The organism is Sulfuricaulis sp. (genome assembly GCF_041499725.1).
GTDB lineage: Bacteria > Pseudomonadota > Gammaproteobacteria > Acidiferrobacterales > Sulfurifustaceae > Sulfuricaulis.
The window spans coordinates 24,408-49,933 of record NZ_JBGQKW010000009.1 but is presented as its reverse complement, the minus strand read 5'-3'; the positions used below and the strand labels follow the sequence as shown (position 1 = coordinate 49,933).

Sequence of the window (25,526 nt, the reverse complement as noted above, 5' to 3'; positions counted from 1 at the left end):
GGTGTTGTCCACCAACGGCGACACCTTCCTCGGTGGCGAGGACTTCGACAAGCGCATCATCGATTACCTCGCGGACGAATTCAAAAAGGACGCGGGCGTGGACCTGCACAGGGACCCGCTGGCGCTGCAACGCCTGAAGGACGCGGCCGAGAAGGCCAAGATCGAACTGTCCTCGAGCCAGCAGACCGAAGTGAACCTGCCATACATCACGGCCGACGCCAGCGGTCCGAAACATCTTAATATCAAGATCACGCGCGCCAAGCTCGAAGCGCTGGTCGAGGACCTCATTCAGAAAACCATCGAGCCGTGCAGGGTCGCGCTCAATGACGCCGGACTCAAGGCCTCCGAGATCGACGACATCATCCTGGTCGGCGGCCAGACGCGCATGCCCAAGGTGCAGCAACTCGTGAAGGATTTCTTCGGCAAGGAACCGCGCAAGGACGTGAACCCGGACGAGGCGGTCGCCGTCGGTGCGGCCATTCAGGGTGGCGTGCTCGGTGGCCAGGTCAAGGATGTATTGCTGCTCGACGTCACGCCGCTGTCGCTCGGCATCGAGACGCTAGGCGGCGTGATGACCAAGCTGATCCAGAAGAACACCACGATCCCGACCAAGGCCTCGCAGGTGTTCTCCACCGCCGACGACAGCCAGACGGCGGTGACGGTGCATGTGCTCCAGGGCGAGCGCGAGATGGCCACGGGCAACAAGTCGCTCGGCCGTTTCGACCTCGGCGATATCCCGCCGGCGCCGCGCGGCGTGCCACAGATCGAGGTCGTGTTCGACATCGACGCCAACGGCATCCTGCACGTGTCGGCCAAAGACAAGGCCACCAACAAGGAAAACAAGATCACCATCAAGGCCGGATCGGGCCTGAGCGAGGCGGAAATCCAGCAGATGGTCAAGGACGCCGAGGCGCACGCCGAGGAAGACCACAAGGCGCGCGAGCTCGCCGAGACGCGCAACCACGCCGACAGCCTGGTTCACAGCGTGCGCAAGTCGGTGAAGGAAATGGGCGAGAAGCTGGATGCCGCGGAGAAGGAAAAGATCGAGGCCGCGATCAAGGAACTCGAGGAAGCCACGCGCACCGACGACAAGGACGACATCAAGAAAAAGACCGACGCGCTGCTGGAAGCCTCGCACAAGATGGCCGAGCAGATGTACGCGCAGGCCAACGCCGCGGCCGCCCCGGGCGCGGCGGAAACCGCCGGTGCCGAAAAGGCCGAGGGCAAGGAAAAGGAAAACGTGGTCGACGCTGAATTCGAGGAAGTGAAAGAGAACAAGGGCAAGAAGTAACCATCGCTTGCTCGGGAGACGAGGGCACAGTGGGCGTCGGGGTGACCACTGTGCCTTTGCTGTTTGAAGGCCGGACATTCATGCGGGACAGGTAGCACGAATGGGAAAAGAAGATTACTACAAGACGCTCGGCGTGGAACGCAACGCCTCGGAGGCCGACATCAAGAAGGCCTACCGGCGTTTGGCGATGAAACATCACCCGGACCGCAATCCGGACAAATCCGCCGAGGGCAAGTTCAAAGAGGCCAAGGAGGCCTACGAGATTCTTTCCGACGCGCAGAAACGCGCCGCGTACGACCAATTCGGGCACGCGGGCGTCGACCCCGCGGCCGCCGGCGGGGCGGGCGGGTTCTATTCCGCGCGCGGCGGCGGTAACTTCGCCGATATTTTCGGCGACGTGTTCGGCGACATCTTCGGCGGCGGGCGCGGTCGCGGCGGCGGCGCGCAGGTGTTCCGCGGCGCCGATCTGCGCTACAGCCTCGAACTCTCACTCGAAGACGCGGTCAAGGGCACGGAAGTGCGCATCCGCGTGCCGGCGATGGAAACCTGCGAGACATGCAAGGGCAGCGGCGCCAAGGCCGGCGCCTCGTCCACGATCTGCCGCACCTGCGCCGGTCACGGCCAGGTACGCATGCAGCAAGGTTTCTTCTCGATCCAGCAGACCTGCCCCAACTGTCACGGCAGCGGCAAGACCATCACCGATCCCTGCCCGACCTGCCACGGCGCCGGCCGCGTGCAACACACCAAGACGCTATCCGTGAAAGTTCCCGCCGGCGTGGACGAAGGCGACCAGATCCGGCTCGCAGGCGAGGGCGAGGCCGGCGAGAACGGCGGGCCGTCGGGCGATCTCTACGTGCAGGTCCGGCTCAAACCCCACGCTCTTTTCAAGCGCCAGCAGGACGATCTCTATTGCGAGATGCCGGTGAGCTTCGCCACCGCGGTGATCGGCGGCGAACTCGACGTGCCGACGCTCGACGGCCGCGCCTCGATCAAGATTCCAGCCGGCACCCAGAGCGAAAAACTTTTCCGCCTGCGCGGCAAGGGTGTGCGCAACGTGCGCAGCGGCCAGACCGGCGACCTCTACTGCCGCATCAGCCTCGAAACCCCGGTCAACCTGACCGCGAAGCAGAAGGAACTGTTGCAGGAATTCGAGAAATCGGTGAAAGAGGGCGGGGCGCGTCACAGCCCACGTGAATCATCTTGGGTGGATAAGCTGAAGGGACTGTTCGGTTGAGTCAATTGGCGGGTGCGCAAGCAACTCGCGACGGTCGCATGCCCATCGCTTACTCCGTTTCAAACTTCAATGCCCGGGCACTTGCACTCCATCGATAAAACCTTGCGCCTCGGAATGCAAATTCGAATACAGGGATGAGCCTCGGTGTGAGTAGATGATGGCAAATCCAGTGTCTCGACGTTCTGGGTGCCTACAATAGAGTGATTCCGCTTGGAGTATAAGAGTCTCTCGATGGGTGGGCGATGTCTGTGCTTGTTTGTCCTCAGACACGTACGTGACTTTAACACACGGGTATCCGCGCTGTTCTTGATACTCAAAGGCAGACTTGATGATTGTAAAGCGCTCAGAGTCTGTATCGTTCATGAATTTCTGTCTTATGAACGATACTAATTCGTCCTTATTTAATTTTGTTTCTAACCCGTACATGAGTACTTGCGCGCCAAAACTTTCTTTTGGCGCTTCCCCCATTCGGGCGAATCCCATTCCATCGGGTGAAGATTCGAGCAAACGCCATCCCTCCGAATTGGGAACACGTACATTGATGTAACTCCCTTCGTACAGATGTCCGGCAGGGACCGCTTTGAAATGTCGACCGGGCGCTTGAGTAGCACAGGCTGACAGTAGTATCTGGAGTGCAAGTATTGATACAAGTAGAGGAAATGGGCGATTCATATTTTTATGCATAACGCCTCACATACCTAAAAGTAGGCACCCGAAAAGGTACTGTATTTTGGGATGCCATGGTGTCTAAGAACTCATATCTCGTCAAATCATTCTGTCTGTAATTCACAGTTTCGTAGGGTGCGCAAAAGCGAAGCGTTGCGCATCGTTGCCTGTTTGGTTTTTTCGGGTCCCCGTAGCGCGCGCCGAGTACCGCAGCCCCACAGGGAGTTTTTAAGCGAGCCCGTGTTTGAGCCCGAGGCGCGTTGTGTGCGCCCGGCGAGTTGGCGAGCGCCCGGTGGGGCGAGGAACGGAGGGAACCGCTTCGTATTTTGAAGCGGCGGGCGCTCCGGGGTACCCTTTCTTTTGGTTACTTTTCATTGGGTAAGCAAAGAAAAGTAACCTGCCGTGGGTCAGCCACCCACAAATAGCTGTTGAGATCGCGCGCAAAGCGCGCGATACCCTTCAAAGCCTGGATGCCCGCCTCCGCGGGCATGACAGCATAATTGAATCCCCGCCTTCGCGGGGATGACAACCAACTAAAGTATTCGCCCTTCGACAAGCTCAGGGCGAACGGATGGAAGGAATAACTACAATTTACGCCGGTCGAATCACGCGTTACGATGCACGTATAACAATTAACGGACTCACCCTAATGATCAAAATCGCCATCACCGGCGCCGCCGGCCGCATGGGCCGCACGCTCATCGAAGCCTGCGCCCGCGCCGAAGGCCTGCGCCTGAGCGCCGCCGTCGAACGCCCCGGAAGCGCAACCCTCGGCCGCGACGCCGGCGAACTCGCCGGCACCGGCAAGCTCGGGGTCACCCTCGTTTCCGCCCTCGACGGACTGGATTTCGACGTGCTCATCGACTTCACCAGTCCGGTGGCTACGCTCGCCAATCTCGAATTCTGCCGCAAGCACAAGAAGAAAATCGTGATCGGCACCACCGGGCTGAACGATACCGGCAAGCAGAACATCGCCGCGGCGGCCAAGGACATCGCCATCGTGTTCGCGCCCAACATGAGCGTGGGCGTGAACCTGTGCTTCAAGCTGCTCGAAACCGCCGCGCGCGTGCTTGGTGACGATGTGGACGTGGAGATCACCGAGGCACATCACCGCTACAAGGCCGACGCGCCGTCGGGCACGGCGTTGCGCATGGGCGAGGTGGTGGCCAAGGTGCTCGAACGCGATCTCAAGGAATGCGCCGTGTACGAGCGCCACGGGATCAGTGGCGAACGCGCGCGCAAGACCATCGGCTTTTCCAGCATCCGCGCCGGCGACATCGTCGGCGATCACACCGTGCTGTTCGCCGGCGGCGGCGAGCGCGTCGAGATCACGCACCGCGCCGAATCGCGCATGACTTTCGCCAACGGTGCGCTGCGCGCGGCGCGCTGGCTGGTGGACCGCAAGACCGGACAATATGATATGCAGGACGTGCTGGGACTGCGCTGAAGTTGACGGAGACAGGGATGGGCAAAGCGTCGTTGTTGATTCTTTCGGTCCTGGCGCTGGCGGGATGCTCGACGACCGGCAATAAAACCCCGAGTCTCAATCAGACGCTCGCCGTCATCACCAGCCCGACCGCGCGCACGCTCAACAGCGTCGCCCGCAGCAGTGATCCCAAGGAGGCCCTCAAAAAGAGCCTCGAGAGTCGCAAGTCGGTTTACGAGACGAACCCCTACGCGCTGGTGCAGGACGTGCGCACCATCAAGCGCGATTACGATAACCTGGTGACGCTGCTCACCGGCAAGATCAAAAAGACCTGGGGCAAGAAGGAAGTGAAGCTACCCTCGCGCGTGCAATATATAAAGTACACGCAGAACTACATGAGCCGCGCGGTGGTGGACTTCGACGCCGGCCTGGTGACGGTCGAGACGCTGGACGACAAGGACCCGCGCACCAGCCTGAAGAACGCCATCGTTACCACGCTGCTGACGCCCAACGATCCACGCGCGGTGGACCTGTTCTCCGACAGCGGCATCACGCTCACGAGCGAAAAGGAGCCGTATCTGCTCGGGCTGGTGGTGGACCAGAACAAGCAGCCCGTGGCGACCCCCGCCGGCGCCGAGGGCTTTGCCAATCATCTGCTTCAGACCCAGGCTGCGACGCGCGCGATCGAGATCGAGGGCGGCAAGAAGAACGCGTTGTACGTGAAGATCCCGATGGTGGCGAATTTCGAGAACAAGCAGGCCGAGAAATACAGCCATCACGTGGAGAAATTCGCGACGCAGTACCAGATCAGCCCGAGCCTGGTTTATGCCATCATCCGCACCGAGAGCAATTTCAACCCGTTCGCGGTGAGTTCAGCTCCGGCCTACGGCCTGATGCAGCTCGTTCCCGGCAGCGGCGGCCGCGAGGCCTACCGGCGCGCCAAGGGTTCGGACGAGATTCCGTCGAAGCAATATCTGTTCGACGCGCAGAACAATATCGAACTCGGCGCGGCCTATCTCAGCGTGCTCACTTACAGCCAGCTCGAACCCGTTGCTAACCAGGTATCGCGGGAGTATTGCGTGATATCGGCTTACAATACCGGCCCGAGCAACGTGCTGCGCACTTTTTCCAAGGACAAGGTCGTTGCCGTGAACACCATCAACAGCCTGCCGCCTTCCGGCGTGTACCAGAAACTGCGCTCGAATCTTCCCTATGAGGAAACCCGTCAGTATCTGAACAAGGTGGTCAATTACCGCAGGCAGTTTGTCACCAAGGCGAATTGAACTTTTTGTCGAGCATCAAGGAGATATCCATGCGTAACAAAATAATTTTACCGTTGTTCCTGATCGTGTTTACCCTGCTCGGCGGCTGCGGCTACAACACGCTGCAAACCACCGACGAGCAGATCAAGGCAGGCTGGGCCGAGGTGCTGAACCAGTATCAGCGCCGCGCCGACTTGGTGCCGAACCTGGTGAACGTGGTGAAGGGTTATGCCGCGCATGAAAAGGACGTGCTCACGCGCGTGACCGAAGCGCGCGCCAAGGTCGGCACGATTCAGGCGACGCCGGAACTGCTCAACGACGAACAGGCCTTCGCCAAATTCCAGGCGGCGCAGGGCGAGCTGTCCTCGGCGCTGTCGCGCTTGCTGGCGGTGTCGGAGAATTATCCGCAGCTCAAGGCCGACGGCCTGTTCCGCGACTTGCAGGCGCAGCTCGAGGGCACGGAGAACCGCATCACCGTGGCGCGCAATCGCTACATCCAGGCGGTGCAGGCGTACAACGTCACCGTGCGCCAGTTCCCGAGCAACCTGACGGCGATGCTCTTCGGTTACAAGACCAAGCCGAGCTTCACCGTGGAGAATGAAAAGGAAATCGCCAAGCCACCGAAGGTGGATTTCAGCGGCACACCGCCGCCTTCGCCCACCGGCGCCAGCTCCAAGTAGCTTCGGATATTGATGGCAACATGAGGGCGCCGACATGAAGGTGCTTGCGCGCGGGTTATGCCTGCTGGCACTTTTGCTCGCGAGCTTTACGGGTCACGCGGAAGTGGCGGTGCCGCCGCTCAAAGCGCGCGTTACCGACCTGACCGGCACGCTCTCGTCGTCCCAGCGCGATACGCTTGAACGCGAACTGCAGGCGTTCGAAAGTCGCAAGGGAAGTCAGATCGCGGTGCTGATCGTTCCCACGACGCAGCCTGAGACTGTCGAGCAATATTCTCTGCGCGTGGCAGAAACCTGGAAGCTAGGGCGTAAAGGGGTGGATGATGGCGTGCTACTGCTCATCGCCAAGGACGATCGCACTATGCGCATCGAAGTCGGCTACGGACTGGAGGGCGTGATTCCGGACGCCGTGGCCAAGCGCGTTATCAGCGAGATCATCATTCCCTTTTTCAAACAGGGCGATTTCTACGGCGGCATCCATGCCGGCGTCACCCGCCTGGTCCGTCTCATCGACGGCGAGCCGTTGCCGCCGCCGCAGGAGCGTGATAACTCGTGGGCCGGGATCCACAACCTGTTGCCGTTTGCCTTCGTCGCCGCAATCGTTGGCGGCGGTTTGCTGCGCGCGTTGTTCGGACGCCTCGTCGGTGCTTCCATCGCCGGCGGCATCGTGGCTTTTGTATTCTGGCTCGTCGTGAGTTCGTTGTTTGCCTCGCTGATCGGAGGGATCATCGTATTTCTGTTCGTGCTCATGGCCGGCGTCCGGATGGGGCCGGCTGGCTATGGTGGCTTGGGTGGGGGCCTGGGCGCCGGCGGTTTCGGCGGGGGCGGCTTCGGTGGTGGAGGTGGCGGCTTCGGGGGCGGCGGCGCCTCGGGGAGTTGGTGATGGATATCGCGCGTTTTTTCCGGCATTTACTCACGCCGCCGTGGCGGGTGCGCATGCTCTTTCCCGCCCGCACGTTGCGCGTCATTGAGTCGGCGATCCGTGAATGCGAAACGACACACGCGGGCGAAATCCGTTTCGCGGTGGAACACGGATTGCACGTGCATGCGTTGCTGCGCGGGCAATCCGCGCGCGAACGCGCCCTGGAGGTTTTTTCGCACCTGCGCGTGTGGGACACGGAACACAATAATGGCGTGCTGATTTACCTGCTGCTGGCGGACCATGACGTGGAGATCGTAGCCGACCGCGGTGTGCACGCGCGCGTGGGCGGCGAGGGCTGGGAGAAAATATGCCGCGGGATGGAGGCGTCGTTCCGTGAGGGGAAGTTCGAGCAAGGCGTGCTGCACGGCATCCGCGCCGTCAGCGCCCATCTCGTCAGACATTATCCGGCACAGGGGAAAGGCCGGAACGAACTCGATGACAAACCCATCGTGCTTTAAGTGCCGTCTCGCGCGGTGCGTCAGTCGCCCGTCGGGTAGATGTGGAACTCCAGTACTTTTTCCAAGGCGGTCAGCGTTTCAGCCAGACGCCGGTAACTTTCCTTTCCTTTGGCGCGGATCGTCATCTGGTATTCAAAGACCTTGCCTTCGTCGCTCAATTGGTAACTCAGGTTGGCGACCGAAAAGCCGTGCTGCATGATCATATCGCGCAACTCGGGCTCGGGCGGCGTTTCCTGGCGCTTGAAGCGCACTTGCAGGCGCGCGTAATACTGCGAGGGCATGATCGCCTCGATCCAGCGGAACAGCGACAGCGTGCCCAGCGTCACCAGTGTTGTCACGATGGCCGGGAAATAAAAACCAATTCCGAACAGAATGCCGATCGCGGCAGTGATCCAGATGGACGCCGCGGTGGTGAGGCCGCGCACCGTGAGACCTTCCTTCATGATCACGCCGGCGCCGAGAAAACCGATGCCGGTCATGATGCCCTGCGCCATGCGCGTCGGGTCCACGCGGATGGTTTCCAGCGGCACATTCGGCAGCAGTTGCCACTGATAAACCGTCACCAGCATCAGCAGGCTTGAGGCCGTGCACACCAGGGTATGAGTGCGAAAACCCGCCGGGCGGCCATGGTAGGTGCGCTCGAGGCCGATGAGGCCGCCGGCCAGTACCGCCAGGCCAAGATGCAGCAAAATCGTGAGATATTCCTTTTCCACAAGTGCAGTTTAGTCGGAAACCCGGATGGCGCCACCAGCATGACCGGTGTCTGCCTGACAGGGCGAAGGTAGACGACAGAAAGACGACTATGCTTGACTTACAACAAGAAGAGACAAGGACACTACATGCGCATGATGCCTTCAACAGGCCGAACGGTCGTCCATCATGTACGTTGACTTGACAACTTTGATCGTCGCGATCGGCGTTACTTTCGTCGCGACGATGTGGTTGACGCTGTGGTATCCGCGTTTGCGTAACCCGACTTCCTCCATCGAGAAACCGGCGGCGCCGGCTGGTACGGAGCACCTGCGAACCGTTCTGGACAATATCGCCGATGCCGTCATGACCGTCGATTCACAGGGTGTGATCGGAATGCTCAACCCGGTGGCAGCCGGCATGTTCGGTTACATGGAAGGCGAGGCGCTGGGAAAGAACGTGCAGATGTTGTTGACGGATATTCGGGCCGGGGGAGCGGCCGGCATCAGTACCGGCACGCGCGAGGTGGTGGGGGTTCGCAAAAGCGGCGCGACGTTCCAGGTTGGCCTGACCGTGCACGAGTCCGGCAATAAAGACCTGCAGGAATTCGTGCTTATAGCCCGCGACATCACCGCGCAGAAACAGGCTGAACAGCGCCTGGTTTATCTCGCGCAATACGACGCCTTGACCGGCCTTCCCACGCGCGCCCTGTTTCACGACCGTGCTACCCATGCGCTGGCGCGCGCCAATCGCGAAGAGAAACTCGTGGCGATCATGTACCTGGATCTGGACCACTTCAAGAACGTCAATGATGGCCTGGGCCATCAGGCCGGCGATGAATTGCTGAAAGCGGTGGCCAAGAGAATTACTTCATGCCTGCGGGACGTCGATACGGTCTCGCGCATGGGCGGCGATGAATTTACCGTCATCCTGGAAAGCATCCCGCATATCGATAACGCCACGATCGTGGCGGAGAAGATCCTGGATGTCATGCAGGAACCGTTTCATGTGGATGGTCACGAAATTCATGTGACGATCAGCATCGGTATCACGATTTATCCCATGGATGACAAGGACCTGACCAACCTCCTCAAAGATTCCGATCAGGCCATGTATCGTGCCAAGCAGGCGGGACGGAACAACTTTCAGATTTTCGGCGCCGATATGGCGGAGAGCATGGCGGCGGTCAAGCTCATCGAAACGCAGATCGAGCATGCGCTCGAGCGCGGCGAGCTGTTATTGCATTACCAGCCGCGCCTGGACTTGTTGAGCGGAAATATCATTGGCGTGGAGGCCTTGCTCCGCTGGCGGCACCCCGAAATGGGAATGATATCCGCGAAGGATTTCATGCCGCAGCTGGAACGGTCGAAGCTCGTTTATTCCGTGGATGAATGGGTGCTTCGCACCGCGTGCCTGCAGAACCGCCAGTGGCAGAAAGTCGGTTTACCGTCCCTGTGCATGACGGTGAATGTCTCGCCCTACCGTTTTCGTCGCAAGGGTCTCGTGGAGCTGGTCACGAATATTTTGAAGGAGACCGGTCTGTCGCCGGGCGATCTGGAGCTCGATATCCCCGCTGAAAATCTGGTGGGTATCGGGCAGGAAAACTATCGCACGGTGCTGGATAAGTTGAATACCCTCGGGGTTCATGTGGCGCTGGCGGATAACGGCATCGGCGATTCCTTTATCGATTCCATTAAACGGCTTTCTCTGCGGGTGATGAAAATCGACCGGTCGTTCGTGCGCAATGCCGCGGTTGACCCGGATCACGCCGCTATCGTGCAGGCGGTCATTGCTTTGGCACGCGCCTTGAAGCTGAAAGTGGTCGCCGAAGGAGTTGAAACCGCGGAGCAACTGGCGGACCTGCGCCGCTACGGCTGCGACATGGCGCAGGGGTACCTGTTCAGCAAGCCGGTGGCAACCGAGGATATCGCCAGTATGTTACGGGACGGGAGACGGCTCGTCTGAAGTGGTGTATTACGCTGCGCGCGGCGGATCGCCAACCGGCGGCGGTGGCGGGGTTTCGCGCATCGGACAGTATTGGCAGGCTGCGTCGGCCGCGGAAACGCTCGATCTTGCCCGATGGACGCCACGTTGATTCTAGCCGTGCTGTAACGTAAAATTCTCGTTCAGCCGGAATCACCCTTATTTTAGGCATTCGAAGCGGGAGAGAAGCACCCGAAGCGTCATGGGGCCTCTCCCGTTTTTGTGCGCCTGCGCGCTGAGAGGTAACTTATTTATGCCGTCCGCACTGCTTGCGCTGGAAGATGGTTCTCTGTTCTACGGGGAGTCTGTCGGCGTTCCGGGGCAGGCGATAGGCGAGGTGGTGTTCAACACCGCCATGACCGGTTACCAGGAAATCCTCACCGACCCTTCCTATGCGCGCCAGATCGTCACGTTGACCTATCCCCATATCGGCAACACCGGGGCCAATCCCGAAGACATGGAATCCCCCGGCGTGTACGCCACGGGCCTCGTGATCCGCGATCTGCCGCTCCTGCACAGCAACTTCCGCGCCACGGAATCGCTGGCGGAATTCATGCGTCGTTACAAGCTCGTCGGCATCGCCGGCATCGACACGCGTCGGCTTACCCGCCTGCTGCGCGAGAAAGGCGCGCAGAACGGATGCATCCTCGCGATGGAAAAGGGCAACAAACTCGACAAGAAGGAAGCGCTGAAAGTGGCGCGCGCATTCCCGGGACTGAAGGGCATGGACCTCGCCAAGGTGGTGACCACCAAGAAGCCTTACGCATGGGAAGAAGGTTTGTGGGAACTGGGCAAGGGCCATGCGAAGCAGGAACATCCCCGCTTTCACGTGGTCGCCTGCGACTACGGCATCAAGCGCAACATCCTGCGCATGCTGGCCGCGCGCGGCTGCCGGCTGACGGTGGTGCCGGCGCAGACCTCGGCAGAAGACATATTAAAGATGAAACCGGATGGTGTGTTCCTATCGAACGGCCCCGGCGATCCCGAACCATGTGCTTACGCCATCGAGGCGATCCGCCGTATCGTCGACACGGGCCTGCCGGTGTTCGGAATCTGTCTCGGTCATCAACTCATGGGTCTGGCCTCCGGCGCGCGCACCGTTAAGATGAAGTTCGGACATCACGGCGCCAATCATCCGGTGCTGGAGATCGACACGGGTCGTGTGCTGATCAGCAGTCAGAACCACGGCTTCGCGGTGGATGAAGCCAGCCTCCCGTCGAACCTGCGCGTGACGCACCGCTCGCTGTTCGATGGTTCGGTGCAGGGACTGGAACGCACCGACAAACCGGCGTTTTGTTTTCAGGGACATCCGGAAGCGAGCCCCGGACCGCATGACGTATCGCCATTGTTCGACCGGTTTATTTCGCTGATGGAAAAAAATTCAACAGGATTGACAGGATTACGCAGGATTGACAGGAAAGATTCAGTGTTGGTTAAACAATAGAAAATCTTGTTAATCCTGAAAAATCCTGTCTATTAATTAATCGTATCCAATGCCGAAAAGAACTGACATCAAAAGCATCCTGATTATCGGCGCGGGGCCGATCATCATCGGCCAGGGCTGCGAGTTCGACTATTCCGGGGCGCAGGCCTGCAAGGCGCTCAAGGAAGAGGGCTACCGCGTCATCCTGGTCAACTCCAATCCGGCCACCATCATGACCGATCCGGAGATGGCCGATGCCACCTATATCGAGCCGATCACCTGGCCGACGATCGCCAAGATCATCGAGAAGGAGCGTCCGGACGCGCTGCTGCCGACCATGGGCGGCCAGACTGCGCTCAATACCGCGCTCGATCTGGCGCGCGAGGGCGTGCTGGAGAAGTTCGGCGTCCAGATGATCGGCGCCACGCGCGCCGCGATCGACAAGGCCGAAGACCGCGAGCTGTTCAAGAAAGCGATGGAGTCCATCGGCCTCAAGTGCGCGCGCGGCGCCGTCGCCCACAGCATGGAAGAGGCGATGCAGGTACAGGCCGCCATCGGTTTCCCGGTCATCATCCGTCCCTCGTTCACGCTCGGCGGCGCCGGCGGCGGCATCGCCTACAACAAGGACGAGTTCGTCGCCATCTGCGAGCGCGGACTGGACGCCTCGCCGACGCGCGAGCTATTGATCGAGGAATCCATCATCGGCTGGAAGGAGTTCGAGATGGAGGTGGTGCGCGACCGCAAGGACAACTGCATCATCATCTGCTCGATCGAAAATTTCGATCCCATGGGCGTGCACACCGGCGATTCGATTACGGTCGCGCCGGCACAGACGCTGACCGACAAGGAATACCAGCTCATGCGCGATGCCTCCATCGCCTGCCTGCGCGAGATCGGCGTGGATACCGGCGGCTCGAACGTGCAGTTCGCCATCAATCCGAAGGATGGAAGCATGGTGATCGTGGAGATGAACCCGCGCGTCAGTCGCTCGTCGGCGCTGGCCTCCAAGGCCACGGGCTTTCCGATCGCGAAGATCGCGGCCAAGCTCGCGGTCGGTTACACGCTGGATGAGTTGAGAAACGACATCACCGGCGGCGTGACGCCGGCGTCGTTCGAACCGACGATCGATTACGTGGTGACCAAGGTCCCGCGTTTCACCTTCGAGAAATTTCCCAAGGCCGATCCCACGCTCACCACCCAGATGAAGTCGGTGGGCGAGGCGATGGCGATCGGAAGGACGTTCCAGGAATCGCTGCAGAAGGCGCTGCGTTCGCTCGAGACCGGAAGCTATGGACTCGAATCCCGGCTTGATCCGGCGCAGGACAAGGACGAGACGCGCAAGCGCTTGGCGACGGCGTTGCGCGTGCCGGGCGCGGAACGTATCTGGCATCTGGCCGACGCTTTCCGTGCCGGCATGAGCCAGCAGGAAATTCACGACCTGTGTCATATCGACCCCTGGTTTCTGGCGCAAATCGCGGATCTTGTCGGGACAGAAAAGGTGATCGCGAAACACGGCAAGAAAAAGCCTTCGGCCGATACCTGGCGTGCCTGGAAGCGCAAGGGGTTTTCCGACCGCCGTCTGGCGCAACTGCTGGGGGTGACGGAAAAGCAGGCGCGCAAGTGGCGGCATTCGGCCAAGGTGCGCCCGGTGTACAAGCGCGTGGATTCCTGCGCCGCCGAGTTTGCCTCCGCCACGGCCTACATGTACTCCACTTACGAAGAAGAGTGCGAGGCTGCGCCCGAGAAGAAGAAAAAGATCATCGTGCTCGGTGGCGGGCCGAATCGCATCGGGCAGGGGATCGAGTTCGATTATTGTTGCGTACACGCCTCGTTCGCGCTACGCGATGATGGTTACCAGACCATCATGATCAACTGCAACCCGGAGACCGTGTCCACGGATTACGACACCTCTGACCGGTTGTACTTCGAGCCGCTGACGCTGGAAGACGTGCTCGAGATCATTCATCTGGAGAAACCCGAAGGCGTGATCGTGCAGTACGGCGGCCAGACGCCGCTCAAGCTGGCGCGCGGGCTTGAAGCGGCGGGCGCCCCAATCATCGGCACCAGTCCCGAGTCCATCGACGTCGCCGAGGACCGCGAGCGCTTCCAGAAGCTGATACACAAGCTGAAACTGGCGCAGCCGCCGAACGCCACCGCCCGGACCACGCAGGAGGCGGTGAAACTCGCGGACAAGATCGGCTACCCGCTGGTGGTGCGTCCTTCCTACGTGCTCGGCGGGCGCGCCATGGAAATCGTGCACGCGCGCGAGGACCTGGAAACCTACATGCGCGTGGCGGTGCGCGTGTCCGAGGATTCGCCGGTGCTGCTGGATCGATTTCTCAATGACGCGACGGAAGTCGATGTTGATGCCATCTCCGACGGCAAGCAGGTCGTGATCGGCGGCATCATGGAGCATATCGAGGAAGCCGGCGTGCATTCCGGCGATTCGGCCTGCTCGCTGCCGCCATTTTCCCTGTCGAAGAAAATTCAGGATGAGCTGCGCCAACAGACCGTCAAAATGGCCAAGGCGCTCAAGGTCATCGGGCTGATGAACGTCCAGTTCGCCATTCAAAACGGCAAGGTATACGTGCTGGAAGTGAATCCGCGCGCTTCGCGCACCGTACCCTACGTTTCCAAGGCCACTGGCCGGCCGCTGGCCAAGATCGCGGCACGCTGCATGGTGGGGCAGTCGCTGAAGAAACAGGGCGTGACGGAAGAGATAGTGCCTTCCTATTATTCGGTCAAGGAGGCCGTGTTTCCGTTCATCAAGTTCCCCGGCGTGGACACGGTACTCGGGCCCGAGATGAAATCCACCGGTGAGGTCATGGGCGTGGGTCGCAGCTTCGGCGAGGCGTTTACCAAATCCCAGATCGCCGCGGGCAGTCCGATTCCGAACAGCGGGCGCGTGTTCATCAGCGTGCGCGACCCTGACCAGAAGGGCGTGGTCGCCGTGGCGCGTTACTTCAGCCAGAACGGTTTCGAGATTTTAGCCACCCGCGGCACGGCCGCGGTGCTGGAGCAGGGGGGCGTGGCGGCGCGCGCGGTCAGCAAGCTGTCCGAGGGGCGGCCGAACATTATTGACATGATCATGAACGACGAGATTGATATAATTATCAATACCGTTTCAGACAAGCAAAGCCTCGCCGATTCCTACGCCATCCGCCGCGAGGCGCTGCAGCACAAGGTGACGAACTACACCACGCTGGCCGCCGCGCGCGCCGCCTGCGAGGCGCACCGTGCGGCCGGGGATATTCGCGTGAACCGGCTGCAGGATCTGCACAAGGAGTTGGCATGAAAAAAACGCCAATGACCATTACCGGCGCGGAAAAGCTGAAGGTCGAACTTCACCGTCTGAAGACGAGTGAACGTCCGCGCATCATCCAGGCTATCGCCGAGGCGCGCGCACACGGCGATCTTTCGGAGAACGCCGAATATCACGCGGCCAAGGAGCAGCAGGGTTTCGTCGAGGGACGCATCGCCGAGCTCGACATGAAGCTCGCCACCGCGCAGGTCATCGATCCGAAGACGGTCAACGCCGGCGGCCGGGTCGTGTTCGGGGCAACGCTCAGTCTTAAAGATGAACAGTCCGGTCAGGACGTGACCTATCAGATCGTCGGCGATTTCGAGGCCAACATCGCGCAAGGCATGATTTCCATCAGCTCACCTATCGCCCGCGCGCTTATCGGCAAGGAACTGGGTGACGTGGTCGAGGTGCAGGTGCCCGGTGGCGTGCACACTTACGAGATCCTAGACATCCGGTACGTTTGAGTCCTGTCTATTTTTTTTATCTATAATTATTCTGGAAGTTTCAGACGTGGTTTTTCCGCCGGGCAGTATATGACCGCCATGCGCCCGATTTCCTGAACGGCATCGGCCCCGGTGGCCGCGCAGATTTTTTTCAGCATTTCCGTGCGCGCTTCGCGCGCCGCGCCCGGCAGCCGGATTTTGAGCAATTCATGGTGCCCGAGCGCCACTTCGATTTCCTTGATCACCGCGGCGGTGATGCCGGCGTTGCCCACCTGCACCACGGGCTTGCGGTGATGGGCCAGCGCTTTCAGATGTTTCCGCTGTTTTACGTTCAATGCCATGAAAATGAAGCCCTACTCGCTACGCTCGTTCGTCTTGTCATCATATAATGATCGCTACGTGAGTGACATGAAACCGCGCATCATACCGCAGCGTCGTCCATCCCCCCATGCCCCGCACTAAAAGCAGCCAGCGCTGGCTGGCGCGTAATGCCAAGGACAAATACGTCAAGCGCGCGCGCCAGGAAGGCGCCCGTTCGCGCGCGATTTACAAACTCGAGGAAATTGACCGTCGGGATCATCTGCTTTACCCGGGCATGACGGTGGTAGATCTGGGCGCCGCGCCCGGAGGCTGGTCCCAGTATGTCAAGGGTCGTGTGGGTGAGTCTGGACGGGTGCTGGCGCTGGACATCCTGCCGATGGAGCCGATTGTCGGCGTGGAATTCATCGAGGGCGATTTCACGGAACAGCCGGTGCTAGACTTGTTGATGCAGCGTCTCCAGGGCAAACCCGTGGATCTTGTAATCTCGGACATGGCCCCCAATATGAGTGGTGTGCCCTCCGTCGATCAGGCACGCAGCATCGGATTGGCGGAACTGGCGCTGGATTTTGCTGACAAAGCTCTGAAGCCGGGCGGTGACCTGATGATTAAGACCTTTCAGGGTGCAGGGTTTAACGAATTGCATGCCCGGATGCGCCGGCGTTTCGGGAAGCTCATGTCGCGCAAACCGCAGGCATCGCGCGCCGAGAGCCGTGAAATTTATCTGCTGGGAAAGGGATTTAAGGGCGCCTGATCCCCGTCGTTGTATGTGAGCGGACGGCGTAGGAAAATGGGCTCATTGAGACACAGGCGCCGCCAATAACGGCGTGCGCCAAGACAAAGAGGCAAGACTTGAACAATCTCACCAAGAATCTGCTGTTATGGCTCGTCATCGCCATCGTGCTGATGTCGGTGTTCAACAATTTCGGCAATCGCCAACAGACCACCCATCCGCTGGAATATTCCGCCTTCATCCAGAAGGTGAGGCAGAACGAAGTCGAGCGCGTCACCATTCAGGGCCGTGAGGTCATCGGCAAGCTCAAGAACAACGAATCGTTTACGACTTATTCTCCCGGCGATCCGGGCATGGTCGGTGACCTGATCGATCACGGGGTGGTGTTCGATGCCAAACCACAGGAAGAGCAGTCACTGCTGCTGACCATCTTCATCAACTGGTTCCCGCTGCTGCTGCTTGTCGGCGTGTGGGTTTTCTTCATGCGCCAGATGCAGGGCGGCATGGGCGGCCGCGGCGCCATGAGCTTCGGAAAAAGCAAGGCGCGCATGTTGAGCGAAGAGCAGAACAAGATCACGTTCGACGACGTCGCCGGTGTCGAGGAAGCCAAGGAAGAAGTGGGCGAACTCGTGGAGTTCCTGCGCGACCCGTCCAAGTTTCAGAAGCTGGGCGGGCGTATTCCCAAGGGTGTGCTCATGACCGGCAGCCCGGGCACCGGCAAGACGCTGCTGGCCAAGGCCATCGCCGGCGAGGCCAAAGTGCCGTTTTTCTCCATTTCCGGTTCCGACTTTGTCGAGATGTTCGTCGGTGTCGGTGCCTCGCGCGTGCGCGACATGTTCGAGCAGGCGAAGAAACACGCGCCCTGCATCATCTTCATCGACGAAATCGACGCGGTCGGTCGCCAGCGCGGCGCCGGTCTGGGCGGCGGTCACGACGAACGCGAACAGACGCTTAACCAGCTGCTGGTGGAAATGGACGGCTTTGAAGGCACCGAGGGCGTGATCGTGATCGCCGCGACCAACCGTCCGGACGTGCTCGACCCGGCGCTGTTGCGTCCGGGCCGTTTCGATCGCCAGGTGTACGTGCCGCTGCCCGATATTCGCGGACGCGAGCAGATTCTCAAGGTGCACATGCGCAAGGTACCGGTGGCGGATGACGTGGACGCCAATATTATCGCCCGTGGCACGCCCGGTTTCTCCGGCGCCGACCTCGCGAACCTCGTCAACGAAGCGGCGCTGTTTGCCGCGCGCGCCAACAAGCGGCTCGTGGACATGGTGGATTTCGAGAAGGCCAAGGACAAGGTGGTGATGGGCGCCGAGCGCCGCTCGATTGTCATGCCGGAGAAGGAGCGCATGAACACGGCGTATCACGAATCCGGCCACACGGTGGTGGCGAAGTCCATTCCGAACACCGATCCGGTGCACAAGGTGACCATCATTCCGCGCGGTCGCGCGCTGGGCGTCACCATGCAGTTGCCCACCGAGGACCGTTACAGTCATGACCGTGAAAGCCTGCTTTCGACCATCTCGGTACTGATGGGCGGCCGCATCGCGGAAGAGATATTCATGCATCAAATGACCACCGGTGCGTCCAACGACTTCGAGCGCGCCACCGACCTCGCGCGCAACATGGTCATGCGCTGGGGCATGTCCGACGTGCTCGGCACACGCGTCTACGGCGATAACCAGAGTGAAATATTTCTCGGGCGCGACGTGATGACGCACAAGAACATGAGCAACGCCGTGGCCGAGGTCGTTGACAAGGAAATCCGCCGCATCATCGACGAGCAGTACGCCAGGGCGCGCGCCATCATCGAGGAGAACCGCGACAAGGTCGAGAAGATGACGAAGTCGTTGCTCGAGTGGGAGACGCTGGACTCCGAGCAGATAAACGCCATCATGGCCGGCAAGGAACCGCGACCGCCGGCAGACCTGGGCGGCTCGCCCAAGGACGATGCTGGCAGCCCGAAGAAGCCGAGCGGCAAAGCCGTCAAGCCGCGTCTCGACGCACCCGCCGGCGAGCACTGAAAAGCAGCGAAAAGTGTATGGTGAAAAGTGAAGAGTTTTGTTCCTTCACTTTGCACTTTTAACTTTTTACTGTCGTTATGAACGTACTCGACTGTGGCGGCCGGCCACTGGACCTAAGCCGCCCCGCCGTGATGGGAATTCTGAACGTCACCCCCGACTCCTTTTCGGACGGGGGTGTTTTTTTGTCCCGCGAAAACGCGGTCGCACACGCCCTCCGGATGGCGGAAGAAGGGGCCGATATCATCGACATCGGCGGCGAATCCACCCGACCCGGCGCGCAACCGGTCTCGGCGCGGGAAGAAATGGATCGCGTCATTCCGGTGATCGAAGCGTTGCGCGGGAAAATTTCCCTGCCCATTTCGATCGACACCTCGAAGCCCGAAGTCATGCGCGCGGCGGTCGCCGCGGGCGCGGGATTTATCAATGATGTCCGAGCGCTGCGCGACGAAGGCGCGCTGGAGGCGGCGGCATCGCTGCATGTCCCGGTCTGTCTCATGCACATGCAAGGCGAGCCGCGCCGCATGCAGGAAAATCCCCGCTACCGCGACGTGGTGTCCGAGATCGGCGATTTTCTGCGCGCGCGCCTGCAGGCGGCGCAGGCGGCGGGTATCCCGGCGCAGCGCCTGGTGATTGACCCGGGTTTTGGGTTCGGCAAGACCTTGGAGCATAATCTAGAATTACTGCGCGGCCTGAAGACACTGCAAAGCCTGGGCGCGCCGATTCTGGCGGGACTGTCGCGTAAATCCCTGATTGGCAAGGCGCTGGGACTGCCGGTGGAAGGGCGGTTGTACGCGAGCGTGGCCCTGGCCCTGATGGCGGTGCAGAATAGTGCCCGTATCGTGCGGGTGCACGATGTCGGTCCGACGGTCGAGGCGCTGCGCATGTGGCAGGCGGTGTACCCGGAATGTTGAGGAAGAAACAAGAATCATGAACATGAAGCGTCGCTACTTCGGCACCGACGGTGTCCGCGGGAAAGTGGGTGAAGAACCCATCACGCCGGAAACGGTACTCAAGCTCGGCTGGGCCGCCGGCCGCGTACTCGGCAAAGGCGCCACCGATCACGCCAAGATTCTCATCGGCAAAGACACGCGCGTCTCCGGTTATCTGCTGGAATCCCTGCTCGAGGCGGGACTGTCCGCCGCCGGCGTGGACATCCGCCTGCTCGGACCGATGCCCACGCCGGCGATCGCCTATCTCACGCGCACCGCCCGCGCCCGCGCCGGTATCGTGATTTCCGCCTCGCACAATCCGTACGACGACAATGGCATCAAGTTTTTCTCTTCGGAGGGCACCAAGCTGCCGGATGACGTCGAGCTGGCCATCGAAGACATGATGCAGCAGCCACTGACGACCGCGGGACCCGATGCGCTCGGCAAGGCCAAGCGTTATGACGACGCCGGCGGGCGCTACATCGAATTTTGCAAGAGCACCTTCCCGCACCGTATGAATCTCGAGGGGCTCAAGATCGTCGTGGATTGCGCCAACGGCGCGGCCTATCACCTTGCACCGCTGGTCTTCAGCGAGCTCGGCGCCGAAGTGATTGCGGTCGCCAATGAGCCGGACGGTTTTAACATCAACCGCCAGTGTGGCGCGACCTTCCCGATTTTTCTCAAGAAGACCGTGCTGGCGCACAAAGCCGATCTCGGGATTGCGCTGGACGGCGACGGTGACCGGTTGATCATGGTGGACAGGCAGGGTGAGATCGTGGATGGCGACCACCTGCTCTACATCATCGCCACGGACCGGAAGCGGGCGGGTCGACTGCGGGGTGGTGTCGTCGGCACGCTCATGACTAATCTTGGCCTGGAGCATGCCTGCGGTTCCCTGGGCATTCCCTTCCAGCGTGCGGCGGTGGGTGACCGCTATGTATTGAACATGCTGAACGAGCAGGGTTGGGAACTGGGCGGCGAGACTTCCGGCCATATCATCTGCCTCGATCGCAGCACCACGGGCGATGGCATCATCGCCGGGCTGCAGGTGCTGGCGGCGATGCGCGAGTCGGGCAAGACCCTTGCTGAGCTCAGAAGCGGGCTTGATATCTATCCGCAGGTCATGATCAACGTGCGCATGAGCCAGCGCTTCGACGTAAAAGAATCGCCGCGCGTGCAGCAGGCCATCAAGGCGGTCGAGGGCGAGCTGGCGGACAGCGGGCGCGTGGTGCTGCGTGCCTCGGGCACCGAGCCCGTGGTGCGCGTGATGGTTGAAGGTCGCGACGTGGCGCAAGTCGAGCGCCTCTCCCGCAGTCTCGCCGAAACCGTCAGGCGTGCCGCCGAAGAAGCGGCGTAATGCAAATAAACCGCCAAGACGCCAAGTACGCCAAGAAAGCAAGAAATGTTGAGCGCGAGCAAGGGAGATTATTTTTAATCGGCTGTTTTCAAACCTTAACCGGTATTTCCTGTTTTTGGCCGGCGCAATTCAAGTAAATCATGATTTGATTTAATTTTTCCTTGGCGTCTTGGCGGTTTAAAACCCTTATAAAATTGCATTCTGGGGCCGGCATCGGTAACATCGCGCCCGTTTTTCAGCAAATCTAATACGAACACGGGGTTCCCATGGGCATGCGCCGGTCGCTGGTGGCGGGTAATTGGAAAATGAACGGCTCGCGGACAGAGTCCGCGGCGCTGCTGCAGGGAGTTAAAAAGGGGATGAGTTCCGCGTCCAAGGCGGAAGTGGCCGTGTGCCCCCCGTATGTGCTGATTCCGCTCGCGGCCGAGAAACTGGCTGGCAGCGCCATTGCCTGGGGCGGGCAGAATCTCAGCGCGCACAAGTCTGGCGCCTACACCGGCGAGGTTTCCGGTCCCATGCTCAAGGATTACGGCTGTACTTATGTTATTGTCGGCCATTCCGAACGTCGCACGCTGTATGGCGAGAATGATGCGCTGGTGGCGGAAAAGTATGGCGCTGCCCAGACCGTGAACCTGATCCCTATCCTTTGCGTGGGTGAGACCCTTCAGGAGCGGGAGGCGAATCAGACTGAAACGGTGGTGGCGCGCCAGCTGGACGCGGTGATTGACAAGCATGGCATCGGCAGTTTCAGAAACGCCGTGATCGCCTATGAACCCGTATGGGCCATCGGCACCGGCAAGACCGCCACACCCCAGCAGGCGCAGGACGTGCACCGCTTCATCCGCAGCCGGCTGGCGTCCCATGACGAGGTGGTGGCGGATAACATACGTATTCTTTACGGCGGCAGCATGAAGAGCAGTAACGCCAAGGAACTTCTGGCCCAGCCGGATATCGATGGCGGTTTGATCGGTGGGGCGTCGTTGCAGGTGGAGGAGTTCCTGACGATCTGCCGTGCCGCTGACTGAGGAGACAGATATATTATGACAGGACGAACGAAGCGAAGCGGAGTAGGGCTACTGCTCTTATGGCAAGACGAACGCAGCGAAGCGGAGTAGGGCTACATTTATGAAAGACCTGGTATTGGTGATTGACGTTATCTCGGCCGTGGGGCTGATCGGCCTGATCCTGCTGCAGCAGGGCAAGGGCGCGGACATCGGCGCGGCCTTTGGCAGCGGTGCCTCGCAGACGTTGTTCGGCAGCCGCGGTTCGGCCAATTTTCTGACGCGGACGACGGCGATCCTCGCGACGGTGTTTTTCCTCTCCAACCTCGGGTTGGCCTGGTTGTATGCGCAACACGCGACGACGCCGGCGAGCGTGACGAAAAGCGTGATCACGGAGCAGCCGGCGAAAGTGGAAACACCGACGCTGCCCGCCGAAGTGCCCGCGGCACCCAAGGCACCGGAAGTGCCAAAATAGTTTTATTAATGCCACAGAGATCACGAGGGCACGAAGTAAAAAATACCCTTCTATTTAGATCAGTATTCCTCTGTGTACTCTGTGGATAGAATTTGTTCTCACGCGCCGAAGTGGTGAAATTGGTATACACGCTACCTTGAGGTGGTAGTGGCGAAAGCCGTGTGGGTTCGAGTCCCACCTTCGGCACCATTTTAATTTCCACCCCGTCGTTTATTGACACGCGAACCGCGCTCGCCCGCGGCGTATCCATAGGCGTTTTTAATACCCCTAAAAGTAGCTTAACCCTTTGAAGAGCATAAGTTTGTGAGGCAGTCGTTTGCTTGACATTCTTTGCAGCGAAAGCCTAGACTCGCCGGACTTCTAATTATTGATCCGGCATGGATGTAATTGAAACGAAAGCAACGAATTCCAGCAGTATTTCTGGTAATCGTAGGCCGGATCAATAATTAATAACTCTCTTAAGATTGCTTGTTATTGCGGCGGCAAGGCGTCTTAGGTTGAAGGCACGACCCTGTTTAGCGGGGTCCGCACTTCAGGTGGAGTCATGCCGCCGCAATAACGCGAATTCCCGGGGCTCGGATGCTGCAAGGTTATCTCCCCATCCTGATTTTTATCGGCGTTGCCCTGATCATGGGCAGCGTTATCGTATTGGCCGGGCGGCTGCTGGGGCCGCATCGCCCGGACAAAGCGAAACTCTCTCCCTACGAATGCGGTTTTGAAGCGTTCGAGGACGCGCGCATGAAATTCGACGTGCGTTATTACCTTGTCGCCATCCTGTTCATTATCTTCGATCTCGAAATCGCGTTCCTGTTTCCGTGGGCGGTGGCGCTCAATGAAGTCGGCTTGTTCGGTTTCCTCTCCATGATGATTTTTCTGGGTATCCTCGTCGTCGGCTTCATCTACGAATGGAAGAAAGGTGCGCTCGAATGGGAGTAGCGACATGAGCAGGGCGCAGGGACCCCGCGCGCAGCGCGGGGATGCAACCGTCGCGAATGTTGCAGGCCGCCGACGCCAATTCACTTCCGTCTTGCACAGCTTTTCGGAGGCGGCGAGGGTGGGCTGTATTGTGGAGAGATACCGTGGGCATTGAAGGCGTATTGGAAAAAGGCTGGGTAACGACGCATGCGGATAAATTGATCAACGCCGCGCGCACCGGTTCGCTCTGGCCCATAACCTTCGGGCTGGCCTGCTGCGCGATCGAAATGATGCATGCCGCGGCTTCGCGTTACGACATGGATCGCTTCGGTATCGTCTTCCGTCCCAGCCCGCGCCAGTCGGATGTCATGATCGTGGCCGGCACGCTCGTCAACAAGATGGCGCCGGCACTGCGCAAGGTCTATGACCAAATGGCCGAACCGCGTTGGGTGATCTCCATGGGCTCCTGCGCCAACGGCGGCGGTTATTACCATTATTCCTATTCCGTGGTGCGCGGTTGTGACCGCATCGTGCCGGTGGATGTGTACGTTCCCGGCTGTCCGCCGACGGCCGAAGCCCTGCTCTACGGTATCATCCAGCTCCAGAATAAGATTCGCCGTACCAACACCATCGCCCGCTGATGCCGCCTGGGGAATGCTCATCATGACTGATACGCATCAGGACCTTGCCGCTCACGCCCAAGAAATGTTCGGCGAGTCGATAACGGCTGTCCATGAGTTTGTTGGGCAGCTCACGCTGGACATTCGCCGTGACCGGATCGCCGAGATATGCCGCACGCTGCGTGACGACCCGGCGTTCGCCTTCGAGCAACTCATAGACGTATGCGGCGTGGATTATCTCGATTACGGCCGCGAATCGCCGACCGGGCCGAGGAAAGGACCGCGTTTCGCCGCGGTTTATCACCTGCTGTCGCTCAGACACAATCGGCGCTTGTGTCTGCGCGCTTATCTGGACGACGAGAGTCCAATGATCGCCTCCGTGACCGGTATCTGGAATTCAGCCAACTGGTATGAACGCGAGGCGTTCGATCTCTTCGGCATCGTGTTCGAAGGGCATCCGGACCTGCGTCGCATCCTCACTGATTACGGTTTCATCGGGCATCCGTTTCGCAAGGATTTCCCGCTCATCGGACATGTCGAGATGCGCTACGACGCCGAGAAGAAACGCGTCATTTACGAGCCGGTTTCCATCGAACCGCGCGTTCTGGTTCCTCGCGTCATACGCGAGGAAGGCTTTGCCAAGGGTTGAGCATAATGGTTGAGATTCGTCGTTACATGTCGAGCGGCCTGTGGCCGCGATCAAACGCTACTTGCGGTTCCCCGCACCGCGGGCGGGTATCTTTAGCGCGGGCCGTCCCTGGCCCGCGCCCTTCGGGCAGCCTGCGGCTGCTCAAATTCGATCCCGTCGAATTTGTCTTCGCTCGTGCAAAGACAATTTTGCCGGGAGCAAAATTGGGCGCGCACAGCGCGCCCGCAGGGCCCGCGCCACGGATGGCGCGGGTCAAAGAAACCAAAGAAAGCACGCCCCGGATGGCGCAAAGACTCCCTCGCCTCCGCGGCTTTGGGTCCCGCGCTGCCCCGACGCGACATCCTGTCGCGGCGGGGCAGGCGCAGACATCCCTGTCTGCGCCCCTGCGGGCGCTCGCCCAAAGCCTTACGGGGCTCGGGCGCGCCATACGGGTTTTGAAAACACCTCCGAGCGAAGGCCTGAGGTGGGTTGCTCCTGTCCCCGTCGGAGCGAGCCGAGCACCGAGCGAGGCCGGGTGTTTTCGCGAGACTTTTGATCGAGCCCGAGGCGCGTTGTTTGCGCTCGGCGAGTTAGGCGAGCGCACGGCCGAAGCGAGGCGCGCAGGGGACCGCGCGTATTTTGCGCGGCGAAGCGACCGGGTGTCCTTCTCTTTGGTTCCTTTCTCTTGGACAAGCAAGAGAAAGGAACCCAGGGTGCAGGGGCGGAGCCACCCGCAATTAGTTT

The 25,526-nt window shown here is 60.2% G+C and carries 22 protein-coding genes and 1 tRNA gene; 21 read left to right on the top strand and 2 right to left on the bottom strand.

What is annotated here, in order from left to right:
- The 7 genes from dnaK to ACC569_RS03085 form a co-directional block, all read left to right on the top strand.
- Nucleotides 1-1,291, top strand: a 1,291-nt coding sequence (dnaK, locus tag ACC569_RS03115) for a molecular chaperone DnaK (RefSeq protein ID WP_372522036.1), incomplete at its 5' end; no start/stop codon positions are given.
- A gap of 100 nt (nt 1,292-1,391) precedes the next feature.
- A complete protein-coding gene (gene dnaJ, locus ACC569_RS03110; RefSeq protein ID WP_372522035.1) occupies nt 1,392-2,525 on the top strand; it encodes a molecular chaperone DnaJ in 1,134 nt (377 codons plus the stop codon).
- A 1,315-nt stretch (nt 2,526-3,840) separates the two neighbouring features.
- Nucleotides 3,841-4,638: a 4-hydroxy-tetrahydrodipicolinate reductase gene (dapB, locus tag ACC569_RS03105; RefSeq protein WP_372522034.1), complete on the top strand. Its 798-nt coding sequence runs from the start codon at nt 3,841-3,843 to the stop codon at nt 4,636-4,638.
- Between the two features lie 17 nt (nt 4,639-4,655).
- Complete coding sequence (locus tag ACC569_RS03100) at nt 4,656-5,900, top strand: murein transglycosylase domain-containing protein (RefSeq protein ID WP_372522033.1); 1,245 nt, start codon at nt 4,656-4,658, stop codon at nt 5,898-5,900.
- A 29-nt stretch (nt 5,901-5,929) separates the two neighbouring features.
- The gene (locus ACC569_RS03095; RefSeq protein ID WP_372522032.1) at nt 5,930-6,559 is read left to right on the top strand and encodes a LemA family protein; all 630 of its coding nucleotides are present in this window, start codon (nt 5,930-5,932) and stop codon (nt 6,557-6,559) included.
- 34 nt (nt 6,560-6,593) lie between these two features.
- Complete coding sequence (locus ACC569_RS03090) at nt 6,594-7,439, top strand: YgcG family protein (protein ID WP_372522031.1); 846 nt, start codon at nt 6,594-6,596, stop codon at nt 7,437-7,439.
- On the top strand, nt 7,439-7,936 hold the full coding sequence (locus ACC569_RS03085) for a TPM domain-containing protein (protein WP_372522030.1): 498 nt from the start codon (nt 7,439-7,441) through the stop codon (nt 7,934-7,936). Before ACC569_RS03090 ends, ACC569_RS03085 begins: the two co-directional genes overlap by 1 nt.
- A 20-nt stretch (nt 7,937-7,956) precedes the next feature.
- Here ACC569_RS03085 and ACC569_RS03080 read toward each other — a convergent pair whose 3' ends face one another.
- Nucleotides 7,957-8,649 (bottom strand): MgtC/SapB family protein, encoded by a 693-nt coding sequence (locus ACC569_RS03080; RefSeq protein ID WP_372522029.1) that lies wholly within the window; start codon nt 8,647-8,649, stop codon nt 7,957-7,959.
- Between the two features lie 166 nt (nt 8,650-8,815).
- Here ACC569_RS03080 and ACC569_RS03075 point away from each other — a divergent pair, with 166 nt between their 5' ends.
- The 4 genes from ACC569_RS03075 to greA all read left to right on the top strand — a co-directional run bounded on the left by ACC569_RS03075 (nt 8,816) and on the right by greA (nt 15,800).
- Nucleotides 8,816-10,591: a putative bifunctional diguanylate cyclase/phosphodiesterase gene (locus ACC569_RS03075; RefSeq protein ID WP_372522028.1), complete on the top strand. Its 1,776-nt coding sequence runs from the start codon at nt 8,816-8,818 to the stop codon at nt 10,589-10,591.
- Between the two features lie 271 nt (nt 10,592-10,862).
- Entirely contained in the window at nt 10,863-12,053 is a 1,191-nt protein-coding gene (gene carA / locus ACC569_RS03070) for a glutamine-hydrolyzing carbamoyl-phosphate synthase small subunit (protein WP_372522027.1), read from the top strand.
- 49 nt (nt 12,054-12,102) lie between these two features.
- The gene (gene carB, locus ACC569_RS03065; RefSeq protein WP_372522026.1) at nt 12,103-15,327 is read left to right on the top strand and encodes a carbamoyl-phosphate synthase large subunit; all 3,225 of its coding nucleotides are present in this window, start codon (nt 12,103-12,105) and stop codon (nt 15,325-15,327) included.
- A complete protein-coding gene (greA, locus tag ACC569_RS03060; protein WP_372522025.1) occupies nt 15,324-15,800 on the top strand; it encodes a transcription elongation factor GreA in 477 nt (158 codons plus the stop codon). The genes carB and greA overlap by 4 nt, the downstream gene beginning before the upstream one ends.
- A 26-nt stretch (nt 15,801-15,826) precedes the next feature.
- Here the strand turns inward: greA and yhbY are convergent, their stop codons facing one another.
- Nucleotides 15,827-16,120: a ribosome assembly RNA-binding protein YhbY gene (gene yhbY, locus ACC569_RS03055; protein ID WP_372522024.1), complete on the bottom strand. Its 294-nt coding sequence runs from the start codon at nt 16,118-16,120 to the stop codon at nt 15,827-15,829.
- A gap of 107 nt (nt 16,121-16,227) precedes the next feature.
- On the opposite strand from yhbY, the gene ACC569_RS03050 reads away from it, so the two are divergent.
- From ACC569_RS03050 to ACC569_RS03005, 10 genes are all read left to right on the top strand, one after another.
- Nucleotides 16,228-16,851, top strand: a complete 624-nt coding sequence (locus ACC569_RS03050) for an RlmE family RNA methyltransferase (RefSeq protein WP_372522023.1) — start codon at nt 16,228-16,230, stop codon at nt 16,849-16,851.
- 98 nt (nt 16,852-16,949) lie between these two features.
- Complete coding sequence (gene ftsH, locus ACC569_RS03045; RefSeq protein ID WP_372522022.1) at nt 16,950-18,857, top strand: ATP-dependent zinc metalloprotease FtsH; 1,908 nt, start codon at nt 16,950-16,952, stop codon at nt 18,855-18,857.
- 77 nt (nt 18,858-18,934) lie between these two features.
- The gene (gene folP, locus ACC569_RS03040) at nt 18,935-19,768 is read left to right on the top strand and encodes a dihydropteroate synthase (RefSeq protein WP_372522021.1); all 834 of its coding nucleotides are present in this window, start codon (nt 18,935-18,937) and stop codon (nt 19,766-19,768) included.
- A 22-nt stretch (nt 19,769-19,790) separates the two neighbouring features.
- Entirely contained in the window at nt 19,791-21,143 is a 1,353-nt protein-coding gene (gene glmM / locus ACC569_RS03035) for a phosphoglucosamine mutase (RefSeq protein WP_372522039.1), read from the top strand.
- Nucleotides 21,144-21,415: 272 nt separating this feature from the next.
- Nucleotides 21,416-22,168 (top strand): triose-phosphate isomerase, encoded by a 753-nt coding sequence (tpiA, locus tag ACC569_RS03030; protein WP_372522038.1) that lies wholly within the window; start codon nt 21,416-21,418, stop codon nt 22,166-22,168.
- A gap of 100 nt (nt 22,169-22,268) precedes the next feature.
- Nucleotides 22,269-22,619: a preprotein translocase subunit SecG gene (secG, locus tag ACC569_RS03025; protein WP_372522020.1), complete on the top strand. Its 351-nt coding sequence runs from the start codon at nt 22,269-22,271 to the stop codon at nt 22,617-22,619.
- Nucleotides 22,620-22,723: 104 nt separating this feature from the next.
- A tRNA-Leu gene (locus tag ACC569_RS03020) sits at nt 22,724-22,808 on the top strand.
- 390 nt (nt 22,809-23,198) lie between these two features.
- Entirely contained in the window at nt 23,199-23,555 is a 357-nt protein-coding gene (locus ACC569_RS03015; RefSeq protein ID WP_372522019.1) for an NADH-quinone oxidoreductase subunit A, read from the top strand.
- A 143-nt stretch (nt 23,556-23,698) separates the two neighbouring features.
- On the top strand, nt 23,699-24,175 hold the full coding sequence (locus ACC569_RS03010) for an NADH-quinone oxidoreductase subunit B family protein (protein ID WP_372522018.1): 477 nt from the start codon (nt 23,699-23,701) through the stop codon (nt 24,173-24,175).
- A gap of 22 nt (nt 24,176-24,197) precedes the next feature.
- Entirely contained in the window at nt 24,198-24,803 is a 606-nt protein-coding gene (locus ACC569_RS03005) for an NADH-quinone oxidoreductase subunit C (protein WP_372522017.1), read from the top strand.
- Nucleotides 24,804-25,526: the final 723 nt, after the last annotated feature.